General features: G+C 46.8%; 20 protein-coding genes. 4 read left to right on the top strand and 16 right to left on the bottom strand.

All coding sequences use genetic code 11. The features are described 5' to 3' along the window. Positions 1–16 precede the first annotated feature (16 nt). Complete coding sequence (gene rnhA / locus H735_RS19775) at positions 17–481, top strand: ribonuclease HI (protein WP_005446139.1); 465 nt, start codon at positions 17–19, stop codon at positions 479–481. On the opposite strand, the gene H735_RS19770 is transcribed toward rnhA, so the two are convergent. After that, on the bottom strand, positions 478–1,233 hold the full coding sequence (locus H735_RS19770) for a class I SAM-dependent methyltransferase (protein WP_020195504.1): 756 nt from the start codon (positions 1,231–1,233) through the stop codon (positions 478–480). The genes rnhA and H735_RS19770 overlap by 4 nt on opposite strands. A 39-nt stretch (positions 1,234–1,272) precedes the next feature. On the opposite strand from H735_RS19770, the gene gloB reads away from it, so the two are divergent. The 3 genes from gloB (at position 1,273) to H735_RS19755 (ending at position 4,554) form a co-directional block, all read left to right on the top strand. Then, complete coding sequence (gene gloB, locus H735_RS19765) at positions 1,273–2,031, top strand: hydroxyacylglutathione hydrolase (RefSeq protein WP_020195503.1); 759 nt, start codon at positions 1,273–1,275, stop codon at positions 2,029–2,031. A gap of 253 nt (positions 2,032–2,284) precedes the next feature. After that, a complete protein-coding gene (locus H735_RS19760) occupies positions 2,285–3,871 on the top strand; it encodes a lytic transglycosylase (RefSeq protein ID WP_020195502.1) in 1,587 nt (528 codons plus the stop codon). Continuing rightward, on the top strand, positions 3,868–4,554 hold the full coding sequence (locus H735_RS19755; RefSeq protein ID WP_005436814.1) for a YIP1 family protein: 687 nt from the start codon (positions 3,868–3,870) through the stop codon (positions 4,552–4,554). Before H735_RS19760 ends, H735_RS19755 begins: the two co-directional genes overlap by 4 nt. Before the next feature lie 27 nt (positions 4,555–4,581). Here the strand turns inward: H735_RS19755 and H735_RS19750 are convergent, their stop codons facing one another. The 15 genes from H735_RS19750 to ispC form a co-directional block, all read right to left on the bottom strand. Then, a complete protein-coding gene (locus tag H735_RS19750; protein WP_020195501.1) occupies positions 4,582–5,430 on the bottom strand; it encodes an endonuclease/exonuclease/phosphatase family protein in 849 nt (282 codons plus the stop codon). 134 nt (positions 5,431–5,564) lie between these two features. Next, on the bottom strand, positions 5,565–5,903 hold the full coding sequence (gene glnB, locus H735_RS19745) for a nitrogen regulatory protein P-II (RefSeq protein WP_005436810.1): 339 nt from the start codon (positions 5,901–5,903) through the stop codon (positions 5,565–5,567). Positions 5,904–6,133: 230 nt separating this feature from the next. Next, a complete protein-coding gene (locus H735_RS19740) occupies positions 6,134–6,448 on the bottom strand; it encodes a c-type cytochrome (protein ID WP_009707411.1) in 315 nt (104 codons plus the stop codon). A gap of 64 nt (positions 6,449–6,512) precedes the next feature. Continuing rightward, on the bottom strand, positions 6,513–7,859 hold the full coding sequence (gene tilS / locus H735_RS19735) for a tRNA lysidine(34) synthetase TilS (protein WP_020195500.1): 1,347 nt from the start codon (positions 7,857–7,859) through the stop codon (positions 6,513–6,515). A 103-nt stretch (positions 7,860–7,962) separates the two neighbouring features. Then, positions 7,963–8,922, bottom strand: coding sequence for an acetyl-CoA carboxylase carboxyl transferase subunit alpha (accA, locus tag H735_RS19730; RefSeq protein ID WP_005436807.1), 960 nt, complete (start codon positions 8,920–8,922; stop codon positions 7,963–7,965). A 46-nt stretch (positions 8,923–8,968) separates the two neighbouring features. Further along, on the bottom strand, positions 8,969–12,448 hold the full coding sequence (gene dnaE / locus H735_RS19725) for a DNA polymerase III subunit alpha (protein ID WP_020195499.1): 3,480 nt from the start codon (positions 12,446–12,448) through the stop codon (positions 8,969–8,971). Between the two features lie 92 nt (positions 12,449–12,540). Continuing rightward, entirely contained in the window at positions 12,541–13,179 is a 639-nt protein-coding gene (gene rnhB, locus H735_RS19720; RefSeq protein WP_020195498.1) for a ribonuclease HII, read from the bottom strand. A gap of 9 nt (positions 13,180–13,188) precedes the next feature. Then, the gene (gene lpxB, locus H735_RS19715) at positions 13,189–14,328 is read right to left on the bottom strand and encodes a lipid-A-disaccharide synthase (RefSeq protein WP_020195497.1); all 1,140 of its coding nucleotides are present in this window, start codon (positions 14,326–14,328) and stop codon (positions 13,189–13,191) included. 170 nt (positions 14,329–14,498) lie between these two features. Further along, positions 14,499–15,287, bottom strand: coding sequence for an acyl-ACP--UDP-N-acetylglucosamine O-acyltransferase (gene lpxA, locus H735_RS19710; protein ID WP_009707416.1), 789 nt, complete (start codon positions 15,285–15,287; stop codon positions 14,499–14,501). 1 nt (position 15,288) lies between these two features. Continuing rightward, positions 15,289–15,741, bottom strand: a complete 453-nt coding sequence (gene fabZ, locus H735_RS19705) for a 3-hydroxyacyl-ACP dehydratase FabZ (RefSeq protein ID WP_009707417.1) — start codon at positions 15,739–15,741, stop codon at positions 15,289–15,291. A 174-nt stretch (positions 15,742–15,915) separates the two neighbouring features. Continuing rightward, positions 15,916–16,947 carry a UDP-3-O-(3-hydroxymyristoyl)glucosamine N-acyltransferase gene (lpxD, locus tag H735_RS19700; protein ID WP_005436787.1) on the bottom strand — a complete coding sequence of 344 codons (1,032 nt, stop codon included), beginning with the start codon at positions 16,945–16,947 and terminating at the stop codon, positions 15,916–15,918. Between the two features lie 6 nt (positions 16,948–16,953). After that, positions 16,954–17,463, bottom strand: a complete 510-nt coding sequence (locus H735_RS19695; protein ID WP_005529354.1) for an OmpH family outer membrane protein — start codon at positions 17,461–17,463, stop codon at positions 16,954–16,956. Positions 17,464–17,476: 13 nt separating this feature from the next. Then, complete coding sequence (bamA, locus tag H735_RS19690) at positions 17,477–19,891, bottom strand: outer membrane protein assembly factor BamA (RefSeq protein ID WP_009707420.1); 2,415 nt, start codon at positions 19,889–19,891, stop codon at positions 17,477–17,479. Positions 19,892–19,935: 44 nt separating this feature from the next. Then, positions 19,936–21,294: a sigma E protease regulator RseP gene (gene rseP / locus H735_RS19685; protein ID WP_020195495.1), complete on the bottom strand. Its 1,359-nt coding sequence runs from the start codon at positions 21,292–21,294 to the stop codon at positions 19,936–19,938. Beyond that, positions 21,294–22,499 carry a 1-deoxy-D-xylulose-5-phosphate reductoisomerase gene (ispC, locus tag H735_RS19680; protein WP_020195494.1) on the bottom strand — a complete coding sequence of 402 codons (1,206 nt, stop codon included), beginning with the start codon at positions 22,497–22,499 and terminating at the stop codon, positions 21,294–21,296. The genes rseP and ispC overlap by 1 nt, the downstream gene beginning before the upstream one ends. Positions 22,500–22,522: the final 23 nt, after the last annotated feature.

Raw genomic sequence — 22,522 nt, 5'->3', positions numbered from 1 at the left:
TAATAGTACCAAAAATATGACCAAACACGTTGAGATTTTCACTGATGGATCTTGTTTAGGCAATCCGGGCCCTGGCGGCTACGGCATTGTCTTGCGTTACAAGCAAACAGAAAAGACCCTCGCGAAAGGCTACACTCTGACCACGAATAACCGCATGGAAATGTTGGCCGCCGTGGTTGCACTTCAAACGCTAAAAGAGCCATGCCAAGTGACGTTAACGACGGATAGCCAGTACGTGCGCCAAGGCATTACGCAGTGGATTCACAACTGGAAGAAACGTGGCTGGAAAACAGCGGATAAAAAGCCGGTGAAGAATGCCGACCTATGGCAAGCGCTTGATAAAGAAACCGCTCGCCACCAAGTCGATTGGCATTGGGTTAAAGGCCATGCAGGTCATCGTGAAAATGAAATCTGTGATGAACTAGCGCGCGCTGCCGCAGAAAACCCAACTGAAGAAGATACAGGGTATCAAGCGTCCTAGTTTTTACTACTTGAGACCTTTTTCACTGCACTGCCCTCTCTGTTCATCACGCCAAGTGGTGTTAGCTTTCTCTTCAAGCGCCAATGCGGCTTGATAGGCTTGAGAGGGTACGTTCGTTTACGAGCCACGATGTAATACAAACTCCCCGCCGGTGACGCCCAATCACCCAAACTGTTCTCTAACCACGTCCACATGGTTTTGTAACGCGTCATTGGAAACAGCGCATAGCGATCGCAGTGAATCACTTGGTAGTTCAATACCCCTAACCAGTCTTTAATCCGGTTCACCGTGAACATGCGACCACTCCATGGCAAATTATTTCTTCGCCAAGGTAATAAACTCGCTAGCCCAGTGAGACTGATCGGATTGAATCCCGTAATAATGAGATAACCATCATCCATCATGACGCGATCAACTTCTCGCAGCAGTCGATGGGGATCACTTGCATAGTCAAGCTGATGAGCAAGCACCACAACATCAAAGCTTTTTTCTAAAAAGGGTAATTCGTAACCATCTGCGATGACATTATGCAACGGGTTCTGGATATCTACGTTGACTTGGTGTTGAATGTTACAACTACAGCTGGTTAGCTCACAGCTCAAACCACCCAATTTCAACATGTGGTAACCGAACAGCTTCGGACACCACTCATCAAGTCGGGTTTGGATTGACTCAAGTACCCACGGCCCATTGTTCATGTCTGACCAAGTCGACGGGTACTGTAAAGTTTTGTTGCTGAGTGCTGGTTTCATTAACCACCTGACTATATAAAGGGTGACGGAGAACGAATCGTGTTAGAGATCAAAAGCATACCCGCATTTAATGATAATTACATCTGGCTGATACAAAATAGCGACAAGCGATGTGCCGTGGTCGATCCGGGCGATGCTAAGCCAGTGTTAGAATATTTGCAGGCTAACGAATTAACTTTAGAAGCGATCTTAATTACGCACCACCACAACGATCACATTGGTGGCGTTCCAGATTTAGTTCATGCTTTTCCTCATGTTTCTGTTGTAGGGCCAAAAGCTGAACCTATCCCAACATTAACCAATGCAATGGAAGAAGGCGATAAGCTTGAGCTTTTCGGAGAAATCTTCATGGTGCTGGGTTTGCCGGGTCACACGCTTGGTCACATCGGCTACGCTGGTGATGGTAAATTGTTCTGTGGCGATGTGCTGTTCTCTGCAGGTTGTGGTCGTATTTTTGAGGGCACACCAGAGCAGATGTTCGAGTCACTGAGCAAAATCATGAAGCTGCCAGAAGAGACCGAAGTGTTCTGCGCGCACGAATACACCGCAAGCAACGTCGCCTTTGCCCTAGCGGTTGAGCCAGACAATGAGCACTTACGCCAGTACCGTGATGACGTAAACCGACTACGCGGATTAAACATTCCCACCATTCCTACCACGCTTCGCAAAGAGAAGTTAATTAACCCATTCCTGCGTGCAACCAACGCAGAGGTCATAAAATCTGTAACAAACCGTATCGAAAATAGCGACCCATGCTCGGTTTTTACAGCTTTACGTGAGTGGAAGAACGAATTTTAACCAATTTCTGCTTGTAACTTTGCTCGACGCAAGTATTATCGTGAGCTGATTTTCATAGAAGCGCCTCTGGCGCTTCTATTGCGTTTGGGGCTGATATAAAGCTGTTTGTATTTCACCCAATCGCATAAAAGTAGCGGCTTTCACGCCCTACCCTTAGTTAGTGTTACAAGATGTCTATTATCTTGCGACTGCCACGCACCTTAGCTGCGCGACAGGCAGGAGAAGATAAACAGGCCCTAAATAGGCTGAATCCATGCGTTTAAAGTACAGTTGGGCGTTGGCGTTACTACTTTCTGGCTGTCAATTGACACAGTCAGATTCAACAAACACACCAACACCAGAAACCAATAAGTCCGAGCAAGCGGTAAAACAAGACGCGGCTCAAGCGGACTCCGAGAAAAAGCAATCGATAGCGAAGAAACCTGCTAAAGAGACGCCGAAAACCCTTTCTCCTCAGGAACAAAAAGATGTATGGCGTCGTATCGGCATGCAGCTTGAAATGGACATCCCAGACAACAAGAAAGTCGCTTACTACCGTACATGGTATCTGAAGCACCCTAACCACCTGCGCACCGTTTCTGAGCGTGCACAGCCGTTTTTGTACATGATTACAAAACGTATTGAAGAACGTGGTCTTCCAATGGAATTGGCGCTTCTACCTATCGTAGAGAGCTCATTTGACCCATTCGCGTACTCACACGGTAGCGCGGCAGGTCTCTGGCAGTTCGTTCCTGGCACCGGCAAGATGATGGGCCTAGAGCAGAACTACTGGTACGACGGTCGTCGTGATGTGTACGCAGCGACGGATGCAGCACTTGATTACCTAGAGCAACAAAGCAAGCGCTTTGACGGTAACTGGGACCAAGCGATTGCTGCTTACAACAGTGGCGGCGGTCGTGTATCAAGCGCGATTCGTAAGAACAAAAAGCTAGGTAAACCTACGGACTTCTTCTCTCTAGATCTTCCAAAAGAGACCAGCAGTTACGTTCCTAAGCTACTTGCGCTTGCAGACATCATTGCGAACCAAGATAAGTACGGCATCGACATTCCACCGATCCCGAACAAACCTGTGCTTACGCAAGTCGATCCAAAAGAACAATTGGATCTCGCGATTGCGGCAGATTACGCAGGCATTGGTGTGAAAGAGCTGCAGGGCTACAACCCAGCTTACAACCAATGGTCGACAGCACCGAATGGCCCGCACCAGCTTCTTATTCCTATCGAGAAAAAGGATCAGTTCCTTGCTCAAGTGAAGAAGAACCGTGGTAAAGGCATGAAGGTCGCACGCTACAAAGTGAAGTCTGGTGACTCACTCAGCGTATTGGCTCAAAAGTACGGTACGACAACGAAAGTTATCCAACGTGCTAACGGCCTAAAAAACAACAATATTCGCGTTGGTCAGTACCTAATGATCCCAACGTCAACAAAAGACGATGCTAAGTACGCGCTTACCGCCGAAAATCGCCTTAACAAAACGCAATCTCAAGCTCGCGGTCAATTCAAACTGACTCACGTTGTGCAATCTGGCGAGAGCTTGTGGTCTATCGCAAAAGAGAACAAGGTTTCTCATAAGTCTCTGGCGAAATGGAACGGCATGGGACCAAAAGACACCTTGCGCGTTGGCCAAAAGCTGGTGATCTGGAAAAACTCAGACAAAGGCGCAGTGATTCGCACAGTGTTCTATGACGTGCGTTCTGGCGACACCATCAGTGGCATTGCGAGCAAGTTTAAGGTGAAGAGCAACGACATCGTGAAATGGAATTCTCTTCAAAAGCAGAAGTACCTGAAACCAGGTCAGAAGCTCAAGTTGTATGTTGACGTAACTAAGGTAAGTGTATGAACCCATCGAGTAACCCGCTTGTAATGTTGTTGGATATTTTTCGATCTCCAACATCTAGCTTCTTGGCGCTGTATCAGCGTGGAGGCTGGGGGTGGCAACCGTTCATCTTTTTGATGCTCAGTCCATTCCTATTTTGGGGTGCCTATTTCTCGAATGTGGATTTCACTTGGTTAAGTGAACAATTAACAGCTCAATTCCAACAGGTCGATCCTAAGCAGATTGAACTGTTGGAGCCAAACACGCTGATGGCAAGTGCGATCATCAATGATGTGTTTAACCGCTTTGCAACTCTGCTGCTTTTGGCGCTGTGGTTCTTCCTAGCGACTAAAGCAAGCAAACAACAATACGGTTACTGGAAATGGTTTGCGGCGGCTTCTGCAATCTTATTCCCAGCGGTACTAGGCGACATCGCAAGCTATGCGAGCCTGTTGCTAAAACACGGTCAAGTAATGACGTACGCGGCGGATTTAAACAGCCTAAATGGTTTGTTAAAACTGCCACTCACTAATGAATGGTCACATTTTGCTAGCTCATTACCGCTGCTTTTGCCTTGGTACATTGTGCTTGGTTACGGTGTGGTTCTGACTTGGACAGAGTTTGAACGTGGACAGGCTCTTGTAATTTCGAGCCTGCCTTGGATTGCGTTTTACGTGATTTGGGCCTTGTACATCGTTATTGCTTAAGCCATTTAAGCGAGTTCATAAGAGCCCTTACTGGTGGTTAAGCGTAAACGACACCAATAATGGATTATGATCGGAAGCGTCGCTCTGCGGCGCTTTCGCGTTTTTGAGGGTCAGACCTCGATAAAATACGTGGTCGAGCGGCAATCCGGTAATGAACTGAGTGCGATTGTCTTGACTGAACTTCGCTTCTTGTAGGTCTGCCTTTTGGAGAGCCTTCTTCATTGCTTTCACGCGGTCCTCACTCCAGCTATTAAAATCCCCCGCAAACAAAATTGGGCCTTTGTGCTCTTTTAGAACCATTTCTAAACCAGACAACTGTGAAGTGTACTCTTCAGTGCCAACGGTAAAGTTAATCGCATGAATGTTTACCACGGCGAGGGTTTCGCCATTGCTAAGTTGATACTTGCTGTACAGAGCCGACTTTGGCAAACGCAGCCATGGTTCTTTAGAAGTGTATGCGCAAGCACGAATTGGCTCTTTCTGCGCAATACTGATTACCCCTGCACCACTTCCTAGTGCCTTAAACGCGCTTACTTGGTTGCTCATCCAATGGCCTTCCACCAGCCAGTTTTTAAACTCATCGGTCAAACTGGCTTCTTGTAAAAGCAACAACTGCTTATTGGCAGAGAAAGCATCGAGCGCTTGTTGCCAGTTGTCTCTGTTTTGCTTATAGATGTTCCATACCAAAACGTTAAGCTCACCATCCTTATCAATCGCTTGTGGCTTATTAAACTCCATACAGCGGATGTCTTGAGTAATGTTCGTCCCTGTTTGAGTAACAATCTGTGGTTGTTCCGGCACAGTAAAGATCACCTGAAAACTCACAAACCCAGCGATAATGAGAAAAACTAACGCAAAAGCTAAACGCTGATACATAGACCTACCTGAATGCAAATAAAATGGAATCAAAAATACGAGCAATAAAAAAGGAGCCATTCTCGGCTCCCTTTTAGCTTACTCAAATTTTCACCACATGCTGTAGTGAAATCTTATATCTATCTGGATAAAGATTAGATTGCGTCTTCGTCTTCTTCACCCGTACGGATACGTACTACACGCTCTACGTCGGTTACGAAGATCTTACCATCACCAATCTTACCGGTTTGCGCCGTTTCAATGATGGTTTCTACACACTTGTCTGCAACGTCTTCTGTCACTACGATTTCTAGCTTCACTTTAGGAAGGAAATCCACCATGTACTCAGCACCACGGTACAATTCTGTGTGACCTTTCTGACGACCAAAGCCTTTCACTTCAGAGACGGTCATCCCTGTAATGCCTACTTCAGCCAATGCTTCTCGAACATCATCCAATTTGAATGGCTTGATAATCGCTTCAATCTTTTTCATGTTCATCCCTTAAGCTTCAATCGTTTGCGCATATTATCGGTTAGCGTCTCACAACATTCAATCCTTGTTGTCACCAAGCACCTGAAAATCCTGACACTGGTGGAATTTATTTGCCGATGAATGTAACAAAGTCGCGCAGTCAGCAATCCCGCATGCCCGAAACGAAAAAACCAGAGCACTGGCTCTGGCTTGGTCTAAATCTTTGCCTGGGTTACAGCGACAAGCCGCGCTTACTTCAAGCTTGCGTAGTACGCTGCTAAGTTTGCGATATCTTCGTCTGACAATAGATTCGCTTGCGCTTGCATCACTGCAGCAAGGCCACCTGTGCGTTGACCCGCTTTGTACGCCTTGATTGAACTTACGATGTATTGCTCATTCTGGCCTTTCAGGTTTGGGTAACCAGGAATCACCGCGATACCATCCGCACCATGACAAGCAGCACATACGCCTGCTTTTGCTTGCCCTGCAGCTACATCACCTGCCGCCAGAGCTTGCCCACTTAACATGGTTAGCGCCACCATTGCGCCCATGATTGTTTTCTTCATTGCTTCACCTAATCGATTATTATTTAAGGATTTTTATATTTTATCATCGACATTGTGGCATGAATTACAACGACTTGCGCCAGATAAGTTCACAATCTTGGCCACTGAAGGCTTGATCAACAAACAAATCACCGACCGCCACCACCTGATCTTGGTACATCAGAATCGGGATCTGGCGACGCAGCCAACTCGGCACGTTGTACTCTTGAAACAACTTCTTCAGCTTACGACTGTGATTCCGCGTAGTTGGGTGCGCAGAGAGTCCTTCCGGATTAAACGTCACTCTGAGAAGTTCAGGTTGAGGCGGCAAAGCAATGCTGGCTTGTTCTGAGTTGGTACTCAAAGTGAGCTCCCCGAGTCGCTCAGGCAATACCAAAGCAGTATCGGTTTGAATGTCACTCTGCCACGTCGTGACATCAACCGTTTCGGTTACCCAATACAGGCGATTCTGAAAACGACGAACTTCACCCTGCTTGAGCTGAAGCTTTGGATTGGCATCTTGCTGCGCCAGCGCGACCTCATTCCAAATCAAATTGAGCTGAACTTGTGTTGGCATATTGGCATTTAGCTTAGCCAGCCACATACGAACCAATCGCGCACGAGCCAATTCACTGTGCGTAGCTAACTCTTCAATACTAAGACTCAAATCACTTTGTAGAGCACGTTCAAACACTGCGCTAAGCAACTCGTCCAGCAAAGCTTCTTGCTGCGCGCACAAACTCGCACTGCGCTGCACCGCTTGATGGATACTCGGCCAACGTTCAGATAGCTCAGGCACAATGCGATGACGGAGGAAGTTACGATCGTAACGAGTATCTTGGTTGCTTTCGTCTTCTACCCAATCCAGCTTTTGTTCTCTGGCTGCCGCCTCGATTTGCTCTCGCGTAACGGCCAGTAATGGGCGAACTAATGTGCCATCAGCAAACGGCATGCTTTCAGCCATCGATGATAACCCCTTTGGTCCGCTGCCACGTTTAAGTGCTAACAAGAAGGTTTCCACTTGGTCATCGGCATGTTGCCCTGTCAGCAATAAGTCACCCATTTGGATATGCTTTGCTAAGACCTGGTAACGTGCTTCACGCGCCAGCAACTCAATGCTTTCACCACTATTGATGTCTAAGTTCACATGCTCAACCGAGCATGAGATTCCCGCTTGCTGAGCCCAAACTAAACATTGATTTGCCCAGTCGTCCGCATTCGTACTCAAACCATGATGTACGTACACCGCGTGACAGCTAACGGATTTAGAATCTGCTGATTGATTGTCTATCGAATGCGCTTGGCGATAACGGCTAAGCAGCTCGAGTAATAAACGCGAATCCACCCCACCACTAAACGCCAAGACAATCTTGGTGCCTGATTGGTAATAACGATCAAGAACTTGAGCAAATTGCGAGTAAAGCGATTCCATAAATCATCCGATAGAAACAAAAAAGGGTTGGACGCATGCCCAACCCTTTCTATTTTATCTGTAATCTTGCGAGAATTCAGCTAACGCCTAGCGACAGCTGTAATTAGCAGTAACCGTAGTTCATTAGACGTTGGTAACGACGCTCTAGTAGCGTTTCGTGGTCTAGTTGCTCAAGATCTTCTAGCTGACGAAGCAAGTTTGCTTTCATGTTTTCAGCCATTTGAACGTGGTCACGGTGTGCACCGCCTAGTGGCTCTTCGATGATTTCATCGATAAGCTCAAGCTCTTTCAGACGTGGAGCGGTTAGGCCCATCGCGTCTGCTGCTTGTGGTGCTTTGTCTGAATCACGCCACAGGATTGAAGCACAACCTTCTGGAGAGATTACTGAGTACGTTGAGTACTGAAGCATGTTCACGTAGTCACCTACACCGATTGCAAGTGCACCGCCTGAGCCGCCTTCGCCAACAACGTTACAGATTACTGGTACTTTAAGACCAGACATCACTTTAAGGTTCTTCGCGATCGCTTCAGATTGGCCACGCTCTTCTGCGCCAACACCTGGGTATGCACCTGCTGTGTCGATGAAAGTGATGATAGGCATGTTGAAACGCTCTGCCATTTCCATCAAACGTAGCGCTTTACGGTAACCTTCTGGTTTAGGCATACCAAAGTTACGTTTTACTTTTTCTTTGGTCTCACGACCTTTCTGGTGACCAATGATCATCACTGGGCGACCTTCAAGACGAGCGATACCACCAACGATCGCTTTGTCGTCAGCAAACGCACGGTCACCCGCTAGTTCATCAAATTCATCAAATGCGTGCTTGATGTAATCTAGTGTGTATGGACGTAAAGGGTGACGAGCCAGTTGAGCTGTTTCCCATGCACCTAGATTGCTGAAGGTTTTCTTCTTAAGTTCTAGGCTCTTTTTCTCAAGCTGTTCGATTTCTTTATCAAGGTCAACCGCAGAATCACCACCGTGACGAGATACGTCACGTAGCGCTTCGATTTTCGCTTCTAGTTCTGCAATTGGCTTTTCAAATTCAAGAAAGTTTAGGCTCATCTATGAATCCTTTTTTACTCAGCGTCTTACATATTGCGCTGAATTTTTAGTTAAATTCGAGTTCTACTTGGCCTTTGCCAAGCAACTGTTTTAAATCGTCTAGTAATGTATCTGTTGGCGTTACTCGCCATTCGGTGCCCAATGTTAACCGCGCTCTGGCGTCGGCACGCTGGTAGTATACATTGACAGGTACGGTTCCGGCTTTGTGCGGTTCTAAAATACGAGTAAATTGCTCAAAGAATTTATCGTTGATCTGGCTAGCATCAATAGATACCGACAAACCACGTGCGTATTTCTCACGTGCGGTACCCAGATCCATAACTTCACGCGCCGACATTTTAAGGCCACCGTTGAAGTCATCAAAGCTGACCTGTCCAGAAACCACCAGAATTTTATCTTTTTCGAGAAGTTCTGCATACCTATCAAGCGCATCCGAGAACAACATCACCTCCATTCGACCACTTCGGTCGTCCAGAGTCATGATACCGATACGCGTACCGCGTTTAGTTGTCATCACACGAGCTGCAATCACCAGACCCGCCACTGTCACGGATTGATCGCGACGAGTTGGGGTCGCGTCTTTTAGTCGACAACTAACGTACTTATTTAGTTCCTTTATGTATGCGTTAACTGGGTGGCCGGTCAAATATAAACCGAGCGTCTCACGTTCACCCTCTAACCATACTTTCTCTGGCCACGCTGGTACTTGAGTATATTTGTGTTCCACCTCTTCTGGCGCATCAGTCAATACACCGAACATATCGGTTTGACCAAAGGCTTCCGCTTGGTGGTGTTGGCTTGCCGCTTTCACCGCATCATTGAGTGATGCCATCAATGCCGCACGATGTGGACCTAGCCTGTCGAGTGCGCCTGCGTAAATCAGCTTTTCGATTACACGCTTGTTGACCTTCTTCAGGTCGATACGCGCACAGAAGTCAAATAGGTCGATGAAGTGACCGCCTTTGTTGCGCGCTTCTAAAATTGCATCAATTGGGCCTTCACCCACGCCTTTAATCGCGCCAATACCGTAAACAATCGCGCCATTCTCATCCACGTTAAAACGGTACAAGCCGGCATTGATGTCTGGCGGAAGCACGGTGAGCTTCATGCGGAAACATTCGTCTACTAGGCCAACCACTTTCTCTGTGTTATCCATATCGGCGGTCATTACCGCTGCCATGAACTCCGCTGGATAGTGCATCTTCAGCCATAGCGTTTGGTACGAAACCAATGCATAGGCTGCCGAGTGAGATTTGTTAAAGCCGTAACCCGCGAACTTCTCTACCAAGTCGAAGATCTTCATCGCCAACTCGCCATCGACGCCGTTGGCAATTGCCCCCTCTTCGAAGGTAGCACGCTGTTTCGCCATCTCTTCCGGTTTTTTCTTACCCATCGCACGACGAAGCATATCCGCCCCACCTAGGGTGTAACCAGACAGTACCTGTGCGATCTGCATTACCTGTTCTTGATACAGGATGATGCCGTAAGTCGGATCGAGAATTTCTTTAAGCGATTCGTGTTGCCACTTTTCATCTGGGTATGAGATCGCCTCACGGCCGTGCTTACGGTCGATAAAGTTATCTACCATGCCCGACTGCAGTGGACCCGGACGGAAAAGTGCCACCAATGCGATGATGTCTTCGAAACAGTCCGGTTGCAGACGTTTGATCAGCTCTTTCATACCGCGCGATTCAAGCTGGAATACCGCAGTGGTTTCTGAGTTTTGCAGCAAACGGAATGACGCCGCATCATCCAGTGGAATCGATTCGATGCGAACAGGATCTTTGCCTTCACGTTCTAGACGCGGGTTAATCAGACCCAACGCCCAGTCGATGATGGTGAGGGTACGTAGACCCAAGAAGTCAAACTTAACCAGGCCGGCGGTTTCAACGTCGTTCTTATCAAACTGAGTAACCGGGAAGTGACCTTCCGAGTCGGCATAAATCGGCGCGAAGTCAGTAATGGTGGTTGGTGAGATTACAACGCCACCCGCGTGCTTACCGGCGTTACGTGTACAACCTTCAAGGAGGCGACACATGTCGATAAGCTCTTTCACTTCCTCGTCTGCGTCATACAACTCTGGCAGTGCAGGCTCAGCTTTGAACGCTTTTTCCAGCGTCATACCCGGATCAGGCGGAACCAATTTTGAAATACGATCAACGAAGCCAAACGGGTGACCCAGTACACGGCCTACGTCGCGGATTACCGCTTTCGCCGCCATGGTACCGAAGGTGATGATCTGAGATACCGCATCACGGCCATACATCTCCGCTACGTGATCAATTACTTGGTCACGCTTATCCATACAGAAGTCGACGTCGAAATCGGGCATGGATACACGTTCTGGGTTCAAGAAACGTTCGAATAGAAGGTCGTATTCCAATGGATCAAGGTCAGTGATCTTCAATGCGTATGCCACCAAAGAACCAGCACCTGAACCACGACCCGGACCTACCGGAATCGCGTTGTCTTTCGACCATTGGATGAACTCCATTACGATCAAGAAGTAGCCTGGGAACCCCATTTGGTTGATTACGTCGAGTTCGATTTGCAGACGATCATCGTATTCAGGACGACGCTGTTTTCGCTCTTCCTCATCTGGGAACAGGAACTCTAAACGCTCTTCCAGACCTTCACGAGACTTCATTACCAAGAAGTCGGTCTCTTCCATACCTTCAGTTGGGAAGGCGGGAAGGAAGTATTCACCAAGACGTACTGTCACGTTACAACGCTTGGCAATTTCAACACTGTTTTCTAACGCTTCCGGAATGTCGGCAAACAGCTCGCACATTTCCTCTTCAGTACGCAGGTATTGTTCTGAACTGTAGTTCTTCGGACGACGCGGATCTTCTAAGGTGTAGCCATCATGGATCGCAACGCGGATTTCATGGGCGTCAAACAAGTCTTCACTGATGAAAACGACTTCGTTGGTTGCGACAACTGGCAGCTCAACCTCTTCCGCCAATTCAATCGCAAAGTGAAGGTAAGTTTCTTCATCTGGACGACCAGTACGAACCAATTCTAGGTAGAAGCGGTCTGGAAAGTATTGGTTGTAAAACTCGACACAACTGTCGACAACTTTGCGGTTGCCTTTTAGCAATGCTTTACCGATTTCACCGTTTTTCGCGCCTGAAAGAACGATCAAACCTTCTGATAGTTCAGCCAACCAAGCTTTGTCGAGCACCGGTTGGTGTTGTACATGACCACGAAGGTAAGCTTTTGAAATCAGCAAAGTCAGGTTTTTATAACCTTCGTTGTTTGCTGCGAGTAACGTTAATTGCGTCAGCTCCTCACCAAACTCATCCGATTGCATTTTGAAGTCTGCACCGATGATTGGCTTCACACCACTGCCGTGTGCGGTGCCATAGTATTTCACCAAACCACACAGGTTGGTGAAATCGGTTAACGCCATTGCAGGCATACCGAGTTCGGCGACTTTCTTAACGAGCGGTGGAACTTTGTTGATACCATCCACCATAGAGAAATCACTGTGGATTCTTAGGTGAATGAACTTGGGATCTGACATTAACAGGTACCGTAAAACTATATCTTGATTGGGATTCTAACCTAAAGCGGACGTGGTTTATAACACCGAAACGCCCATTCTATTACTTTGCTTTATTCTTCGATGCCGAGCGCTTTCTTCACGGGTTTGAAGCTCTTACGATGTTCACTGATCACACCATGTTGTTCAATCGCTTCAAAGTGCGCTTTAGTTGGATAACCTTTGTGCTTAGCAAAACCAAATTGCGGATATTGTTTATCCAACTCTTCCATTTCTTGGTCACGAACCACTTTGGCAATGATAGAAGCCGCGCTGATTTCCGCTACGCGTAAGTCGCCTTTCACTACGGCTTGAGAATCCATTGGCAACTGCGGGCAGCGATTACCATCGATAAGCACTAAGTCTGGCTGGACCTTCAAGCCGGCAATTGCACGTTGCATGGCAACCATGGTCGCTTGCAGGATGTTTAGCTCATCAATCTCTTCAGGAGAACAACGGCCTACCGCCCATGCTAAGGCTTTCTCTTTGATTTCTGGTAGCAATGCGAGGCGTTTTTTCTCGCTCAGCTTTTTAGAATCGTTTAAGCCTTCAATTGGGTTGTTTGGATCTAAGATGACCGCTGCGGTAACAACATCACCCACCAAAGGACCACGCCCTACCTCATCGACACCCGCAACCAGCTGATAGCCTTGCGGGTATTCAAACGGTGGTAGTTCTACTTTTGCTTTGGTCGTTTTTGGTTTTACAGCCATGGTAAATCTCTATTTATTAATCAGTTTTAGAACCGCATTCGCGGCTTGTTGATCCGCATCTTTACGAATCCAATGATGCATTTCAGTAAACTTATCCAACATTTCTCGGTTGTCACTCTCTAATAAACGAGACACTTCATTGAATAGGTTTTCTGGCGTGCAATCTTCTTGCAGGTATTCTTTTACAAGTTCGGTGTCAGCCAAAATGTTCGGCAGCGACACGTATTTGGTTTTCAATAGTCGCTTAGCAAGGAATGCCGTTACAGCATTAACACGGTAACCCACCACCATTGGGCGTTTAAGCAACATACATTCAAGTGCTACGGTGCCCGAGGCTAACATCACCGCGTCAGAAGCAGTAATCACGTTGCGTGCAGTATCGTCCACCAACTTGAAATCAAGCTCTGGTGCATGCTCATTCCACGCTTGCTCAAATTGTTCACGGCGTTTTTGATTCACCAAGGCAACAACAAAACCAAGATCTGGGAATTTCTGATGTAGCTTTTTACAGGTTTCAATAAACGGTTGAGAGAGCATTTTTAGCTCGCTGCCACGGCTACCCGGAAGTACCGCTAGCCATTGTTTATCTTGCTCTAAACCGAGCAGTTCACGTGCAGGCGCTTTGTCCGATTGCAGTGGAATAGCATCTGCCAATGTGTGACCAATGAATTCACAAGGTACATTGAATTTGTCGTAGAACGCTTTTTCAAACGGTAGGAATGCCAGTACCAGATTGGTTGCGGCTTCAATATTGAAGATGCGCTTTTGACGCCAAGCCCAAACCGATGGACTGACGTAATGCACGGTTTTAATGCCCGCATTTTTCAGGTCTAGCTCAACTCGCAAGTTAAAATCTGGAGCGTCAATTCCGATGAAAACATCTGGTGGATTCTCGGTGAAATACTTCACAAGTTGCGCTTTGACTTTCAGTAGTCTTGGCAAGCGACCTAGCACTTCCACTAGGCCCATTACAGCAAGTTCTTCCATATCGAACAGAGACTCACAGCCTTGCGCGATCATCTTAGGGCCACCAATACCAACAAACTCTGCGTCTGGGTATTGTTGTTTTACTGCCTTAATAAAGCCTTCACCTAGCGTGTCGCCAGACAATTCTCCGGCAATGATGCCGATACGTAATGGTCTTTCCATATCTACTTCGCTATTTTTCCTGTGCGCTATGGGTAACGTTTTAAACTATGTAGACACATAAACCGCAGTAGCCGCACAATCTGCAGCGTACAAACCGTTATCCATAAAACACAAAAAGACCGCAGCCCAATTTGGGCGCGATCTTTTCAATTTAACCGCTCATTCGTTGATTAACGAATAATGCCACGTTCCGTTGTTTCCAGAATGTCTGAGAAACGTTTCACTGCCGGCCACTCTTGTGCCATTTCAGCTAAGATTGGTTTCACTTCTTCCAGCGTCTTACCTGAACGGTAGATTTCTTTGTACGCTTTTTGTAGCGCACGAATTTCTGGTTTTTCGAAACCGTTACGCTTCAAGCCTACCAAGTTCAAACCAAATGGTGTTGCGTGGTTACCTTGAGCAAGTACGTATGCCGGTACGTCTTGAACAACAGCAGAACAGCCGCCAACGTATGCGTAAGCGCCAACCGTACAGAACGGATGAATCGCAGAAAGCGCCATCACACCTGCATGATCATCAACGGTTACGTGACCACCAAGAATCGCATTGTTACCAATGTGAGTATGGTTACCAACGATAACGTCGTGTGCGATGTGTGCATTTACACAAAGCAGGTTGTCATCACCAATCACTGTTGTCGCTTTGTCTTGAACCGTACCACGGTGAATCTGAACCGCTTCACGAATCACGTTGCGGTCACCGATAACCACTGTTGTATCTTCGCCACCGTACTTCTTGTCTTGGTTTTCTTCACCAATAACAGCGTGTGGGAAAATGCGGTTGTCTTTACCAATTGTGGTGTGACCTTTGATCACTACGTGAGACATCACTTCAGTACCTTCACCGATTTCTACCGTTGAGGTGATGTAAGTGAATGGACCAACAGTCACGTTAGCGCCAATTTTCGCGCCTTCTTCTACCACCGCAGCTGGGTGGATTTTAGCGGTTTCATGAATCATATTAAAACTCTCGACGAGCACACTTCAGCTCTGCTGAACATACTACTTCGCCGTCAACCTTCGCTACACCTTTGAATGCAGCAATGCCGCGACGCTCTTTCAAAAATTCTACTTCAATTATCATTTGATCGCCTGGTACTACTGGTTTACGGAATTTTGCACCGTCAACACTTGCAAAGTAGTACAGTTCGTTTTCAGTTGGCGCACCAAATGATTTAAATGCAAGTAAGCCTGTCGCCTGCGCCATCGCTTCCAGAATAAGAACACCTGGGAAAACTGGCAATTGTGGAAAGTGACCTGTGAACTGAGGTTCGTTAACCGACACGTTTTTAATCGCGTGAAGGTACTTCTCTTCTTGGAAGTCAATCACTCGGTCGATCAATAAGAATGGGTAGCGATGAGGTAGTAGCTCTTGAATTTCAGAGATGTTCATCGTTTTCTTTTCAGTAGTCAAAGTCGTCTTCCTATATCAATACTCAACAACCAAGATGGCAAGGCAGCGGCAAAAGCCACTTAATCAGGAAATGCCTGCAAAGTGTATACCAGCTTGGTGATAAATCTACTTATAGCGCGTCATTATAGAAGAAAAAGACCCGCATTTCGCGAGTCTTTGTTCAGAATTATGGAACTAAGATTCTTCTTTCGGTTCCAGCTGTTTCTCAACAGCTTTCAGGCGTTTGTTCATATCGTCAATGCGATGAACTCGAGTTGCCGTTTTACGCCACTCTCGGTTCGTTTGCAGTGGAATACCTGACGAATACAAGCCTTTCTCTTCGATACTGCGCATAACCATGCCCATACCGGTGATAGCTACACCATCTGCAATCGTGATATGTCCGTTAAGAACCGACGCGCCGCCGATCTGACAGTATTTACCAATTTTGGTACTGCCAGCGACAATAGTACCACCTGGCATCACGGTACCATATCCGATCTGCACGTTATGAGCGATTTGAAGCTGGTTATCAAGAATTACGTTGTCTTCGATAATGGTGTCTTCAAGTGCACCACGGTCAATCGTAGTACATGCACCAATCTCAACGCGGTTACCGATACGCACTGAGCCAAGTTGAGGGATCTTAATCCACTCGCCTTTGTCGTTAGCGTAGCCGAAACCATCAGAGCCAATGACTGTGCCAGATTGAACCAGACAGTCATCGCCCATTGATACTTCATGATAGATAGTCACATTAGCCCAAAGCTTGGTGTTGTTACCTAGCTTTGCGTTCTTACCGATAAAGCAACCAGCGCCGATACTTACGTTGTCGCCTAGTTCAACACCCGTTTCAATCACTGCGTTTGCACCGATTGTTACGTTAGTACCCATCTTCACGTCTGCTGCTATGACGGCACTTGGTGCGATCTCATCAGCAGGCTTCGGCGTGGTGTCCATTGCTTGAACAACACGAGCGAATGCAACATAAGGGTCAGCCACAACCAGTGCATTACCTACACACTGGTCTTTGTGTTCAGCTTTCACCATCACAACCGTTGCTTGACACTCAGAAAGGTGTTTTGCGTATTTTGGGTTAGACAAGAAAGTGATATCACCTTCTTGTGCTTTATCCATTGGAGCTACACGGCTTACGACGAGAGACTCGTCACCAAATAGCTCACCCCCGGTAATTGTCGCCAACTCGGCTAATGTTAATGTCTTCATAACTTCTTATTTTAGAGCTTTAATTACGTCTTCAGAGATGTTGTATTCTGGCTTACCGTACTGAAGTGAAGAGATGTCGATTACCATGTCGTAGCCTTTCTTAGTTGCTACTTTCTTCACTGCGTCTTGGATAGTTTTGAATAGCTTCGCTTTCTCTTCAGCTTCGCGACGTGCACTTGCTTTCTCTAGAGCTTGTGCCTTCACTTTGTACTCGCTGTCTAGTTTAGCGATGTCGATACGTAGTTTTTCAACTTCGTCTTGACCTAGAAGCTCACCATCACGTTGTAGCTTTTCAATCTTAGTCTTAGCTTGCGCTTGGATAGATTTCAGCTCATCTGCTTTGCTCTTAAAGTCTTTCTGCATTTTTTGTAGAACTACTTCGCGTTGAGGAAGCGCTTGGAAAACTTGAGCAGTATTTACATAAGCAATTTTCTGAGCAGCTTCAGCCGCGTTAGCAAACATTGAAGAGCTAAGTACTAGAAGGCCTAGGCCAGCTGCTTTGATCATTTTATTCAAAATATTTTCCTCTTTAGAAGGTTCTACCGATAGTGAACGTGAAGAACTCTTCATCGTCGCCATCATATTTCTTAATTGGTTTCGCTAGCGAGAATACTAGAGGCCCCATTGGAGACATCCATTGCAACGCCGCACCGTAAGAAGAGCGGTAGTTGGTTGGATCTGAGTAATCGTAGTAGTAACGGTCGCCGTATTCCGCACCTGAGCTACGGTAATCGAATTCCGTATCCCAAACACTCGCCATATCGAAGAAGATACTGGTACGAATTTGGTTACGAACTTCGTCAGAAGCAAATGGTGTTGGAACAATCAACTCAAGGCTTGCCAACGCAACCGCGTTACCACCAACAGAATCGTCTGTTGCAGTATCAGCACCGTTGTTCGAGCCTGAGTAGTCACGATAAACCGCTTTCGGACCTACGGTATTCGAGCCGAAACCACGTAGTGTTGTAAAACCACCCGCGTAGTAGTTTTCGTAGAATGGGAACAAGTTATCGTTACCATCCGTTTGACCATAACCGTTACCATAACCTAGACGACCACGGAACAAGAGCGTGAATTCATGCTTCTTAGTCAGTGGAACGTATTGACGAACATCATACTGCATCTTGAAGTATTGAACGTCAGAGCCAGGTACGGTCATCTTATAGAATGCACGTTGGTGGTTACCCGCTGTAGGGAAGTAGCCACGGTTTAGGTTGTTACGTGTCCATGAGATGTTGAAGTCAAAATCATTTGTGTTCAACGCGCCGCTAGAGTCAATGTTGTCCTCTTGCGCCTGTAGGAACTGTTCTACCTGTAGGTAAGGAGACAAGTTACCGATCTTGTTGTGGGTGTAGCCAACACCAAACTCAAAGCGGTTCAGTTCGTCGAATGGGAAACCCCATGTCAAACTTGCGCCGTAACTTTGGTTGGTATAGTCAACGATACCCGCTTCAGATGCTTCGAACTCGTCGTAGAAGATCTTACCACCCAAGCTTACACCATCTAGGTTCCAGTAAGGGTCACGGTAGTCCAAGCTCACGTTTTTCTGGTAGTCGTTCATCATCGCGTTAATACCAACGCGGTTACCACTACCAATAAAGTTGTCTTGCTGTAGGCCAACCTGGAAGCTCACGCCCGATTCAGTACCGTAACCGACACCGAAGTTCACGCTGCCCGAGTTCGCTTCTTTAACAGAGTAAACTAGGTCAACTTGGTCATCGCTGCCAGGAACACGTACCGTTTGTACTTCTACGTTTTCGAAGTAGCCCAGACGGTTTAGACGCGTTTTACCCGTTTCGATTGATTTCGAGTTTAGCCAGCTGCCTTCCATCTGACGCATTTCACGACGCAGAACTTCGTCTTTGGTCGAGTTGTTACCCGTAAAGCGAATGTCGCGTACGTAAATACGGTTACCTGGGTCTACGTTCACAACAAGCGATACTTGTTTGTTTTCGTCGTCAAACTCAGGAATGGTGTTTACTTGTGGGTAAGCATAGCCAGATTCACCAAGCACACGCTTGATGCCTTCTTCCATTGACGTTACGCGAGAGCCGTTGTACGTCTCGTTGTCTTCAAATGGAACCAGTTTTTCGAACGTTGCTTCTTCACCAATTAGGTTGCCGCGGAATTTCACGTCCTTAACGGTGTACACGTCGCCTTCTTCAAGACCAAGGGTAATGTATACGCCTTTTTTGTCAGGAGAAATCGCCACTTGTGTCGAATCAACGTTAAATTTCAGGTAACCACGGTCTAGGTAGTAAGACTTCAGCGCTTCGATGTCACCAGCAAGAACTTGCTTCTGGTATTTTTCGTCCGCTAGGAAGTTCCACCATGGCACGTCAACGTTTAGGTTGAAACGAGATAGAAGGTCTTCATCAGAAAAGACTTCATTGCCGATAAAGTTGATTTGCTGAATTTTCGCCGATACACCTTCGGTGAAGACGAATTTCAAGTCAGAACGGTTACGAGGCAATGGAGTAACAACCGCTTTTACCGTCGCGTTGTATTTACCAACACTGTAGTAAAAGTCTTCCAAACCTTTTTCGATGTTGCTCAGCGTAGTGCGGTCAAGCGCTTCACCTTCACGAACGCCAGAAGCATTCAGGTTTTCTTGTAGCTGCTCGTCCTTGATTGCTTTGTTGCCTGAGAATGAGATGCTCGCAATAGTTGGACGCTCTTTCACTTGAACAACCAGAACATCACCATTACGCAGCACTTTCACATCTTCGAAGTTACCCGATGCGTACAATGCGCGAATGATCTCTGCAACATCGCCTTGGTCAACGGTATCACCGACACGTACAGGCATTTTCAGCAACGCTGCACCCAGTGCCACACGCTGCAATCCATCGATTTCAATATCTTGAACTACAAAGTTCTCTGCTCCGTTTGCAGATACACTGGTCGCCAGTAAACTTGCAAACAGAATTCGCTTAATCGCCATACTTGTTCTAATTATTCCTTGCTACTGCTTTTGTCTCTGAACTATCACAGACGAGTAAAATCATTAAATAGCGCTAACGCCATGAGCGAGAAGATAATCGCACCACCAATTCGATAGCCCATTTCCTGTACTTTCTCAGGTACTGGGCGTCGGATGACTGCTTCAATTGCAAAAAACAGCAGATGCCCACCATCCAACATTGGTAAAGGAACGAGGTTAATAATACCTAGGTTAACACTAATTAGTGCTAGAAAACCTAAAAAGTAGACCAGACCATAGTCTGCGGTCGCCCCTGCTCCTTTGGCAATAGATATTGGTCCGCTCAAATTGTTCAGACCAACGTCACCTACAATCAGTTTCTTAAGCATACTGATGGTAAGTCCAATAACTTGACCAGTTTTGTCAATCGCTTTGCCAATAGACTCGAATACACCAAACTGTAATTCGAAGCGATAACTTTCTGGCCATTCTGCGACTTCAGGTGCGATACCCGCGAAGCCAACCGTTTCTTTGTTAGCTAGCTCACGACTACCTGGAGTCAATGTGAAAGATTGCTCTTCACCTTGACGTAACACCGTCAGGTCAATTGGCGTTTCTGGGTTAGAACGAATGGCTTCAACCACTTCATCCCACTTAGAAATCTTATCACCATTAATCTCGATGATTTTATCGCCAGCTTGTAGGCCTGCTTGTTCAGCGGCACCACCTTCACTTACCTGTGCCAACTCCGTATAAATCTCTGGAGTGTAAGGTTTGAAGCCTAGCGATTGCATCGCAGATTGTGTTTCTGGATCAAATTTCCAATCACGGATATCAAGTGTCTTCGTGACTTCCGAGCCTACTTCATTAGCCGAAGAAAGCGTTACTGTCATCGAATCATCACCAATGTGGGAAACTAATCCCATGTTGACTGATTCCCAGTCCGGAGTTTTGATACCTGAGATGGATTTTAGTTCCATCCCTGATTCAATTCCTGCTTCTGCAATGATTGAATTGGGCGTAACTTCACCAATTACCGGCTTCACTGCTGGTACTCCAATCAGGAAAACCAACCAGTAGGCAACAATAGCAAACAGGAAATTAAAGATAGGACCCGCTGCCACAATCGACGTACGTTTCCACAGTGGCTTTTGGTCAAACGCCAAATGCTTTTCGTGCTCAGGCACTTCGTCAACACGGCTGTCCACCATCTTGACGTAACCACCTAGCGGAATCATCGAGATGCTGTACTCAGTTCCGTCTTTGCCTACTTTGCTCCAAATAGACTTACCGAAACCGATAGAAAACTTTTCAACTTTTACACCGCAACGACGCGCAACCCAAAAGTGACCATACTCGTGCACGGCCACCAAGATGCCCAGTGCAACGATAAAAGAAACCAAATTCCACAAAATACCAGTCATTAGCTACGCTCGCGTAAAAATTCTAAGGCGATAGTTCGTGACATTCTATCTAGCTCTATCAAGCTTTCCAAGCTATTCACATTCTCACTTTTATGGCTTGCAGTGATTTTGTTCAAAACTGATTCATTGATGCGAGCGATATCAGTGAAACCAAGACGGTTATTCAAGAAAGCATCAACAGCGACTTCGTTTGCTGCATTCAGAGCGGTTGTAGCATGTTGACCTTCGTAACAAGCATCAATCGCTAGCTTCAAACAAGGGTAGCGTGCAAAATCGGGTTGAAGGAACGTCAACTCACCCACTTGAGTAAAATCGAGTGGTTTCACACCAGCATTCACACGAGATGGGTAAGACATGGTCAGTGCAATCGGCGTTGCCATATCGGGTTCACCCATTTGTGCTAAAACGGAACCGTCTCGGTATTGCACCATTGAGTGAATCACCGACTGAGGGTGAATGATCACTTTCAGCTGTTCGCGAGCCGCATTAAACAGCCATTTTGCTTCAATGTACTCAAGACCTTTGTTCATCATGGTTGCAGAATCAACCGAGATCTTAGGTCCCATCGACCAGTTAGGATGAGCGATTGCCTGTGCAGGAGTAACACTCTCAAGATCAGCGATATCTGTGTAGCGGAATGGACCACCAGAACCAGTAAGCAGGATAGATGAAATGCCGTGCTCTTCTAGGTTACAGCGACCTAGGTTGGTTTGAACTTCTTGAGGTAAACACTGGAAGATCGCGTTGTGTTCGCTGTCTACTGGAAGTAGCTCCGCGCCGTGCTCTTCAACTGCATCGATAAACAGTTGCCCAGACATCACCAGTGCTTCTTTGTTAGCAAGGAGAACACGCTTGCCAGCTTTTACCGCTGCCATGGTTGGAAGCAGACCTGCCGCACCAACGATAGCCGCCATCACGCTGTCGACTTCTTCTAGGGCAGACACATGGCAAAGCGCATCAACACCACCCAACACTTCTGTACGAGGAGACACTGAAGCCAACTCTGACTTAAGCGCCACAGCCGCCGCTTTATCCGCCATTACAGCGTATTTAGGTTGCCATTTACGGCAAAGTGCGACCATCTTTTCAACGTTCGTGCTTGCCGCCAATGCGACGATAGAAAACAGCTCAGGGTTTTGTTCAACCACTTTAAGTGTGCTTGCACCGATTGAGCCTGTTGCACCAAGAATCGTTAACTTTTGCATGATGTAAGACCGTTAGAAAAACT

The sequence above is a fragment of the Vibrio owensii CAIM 1854 = LMG 25443 genome (assembly GCF_000817815.1).
Classification (GTDB): Bacteria; Pseudomonadota; Gammaproteobacteria; order Enterobacterales; family Vibrionaceae; genus Vibrio; species Vibrio owensii.
The sequence above is the reverse complement of the archived record's forward strand: the minus strand, read 5'-3'. Positions and strand labels throughout refer to the sequence as shown.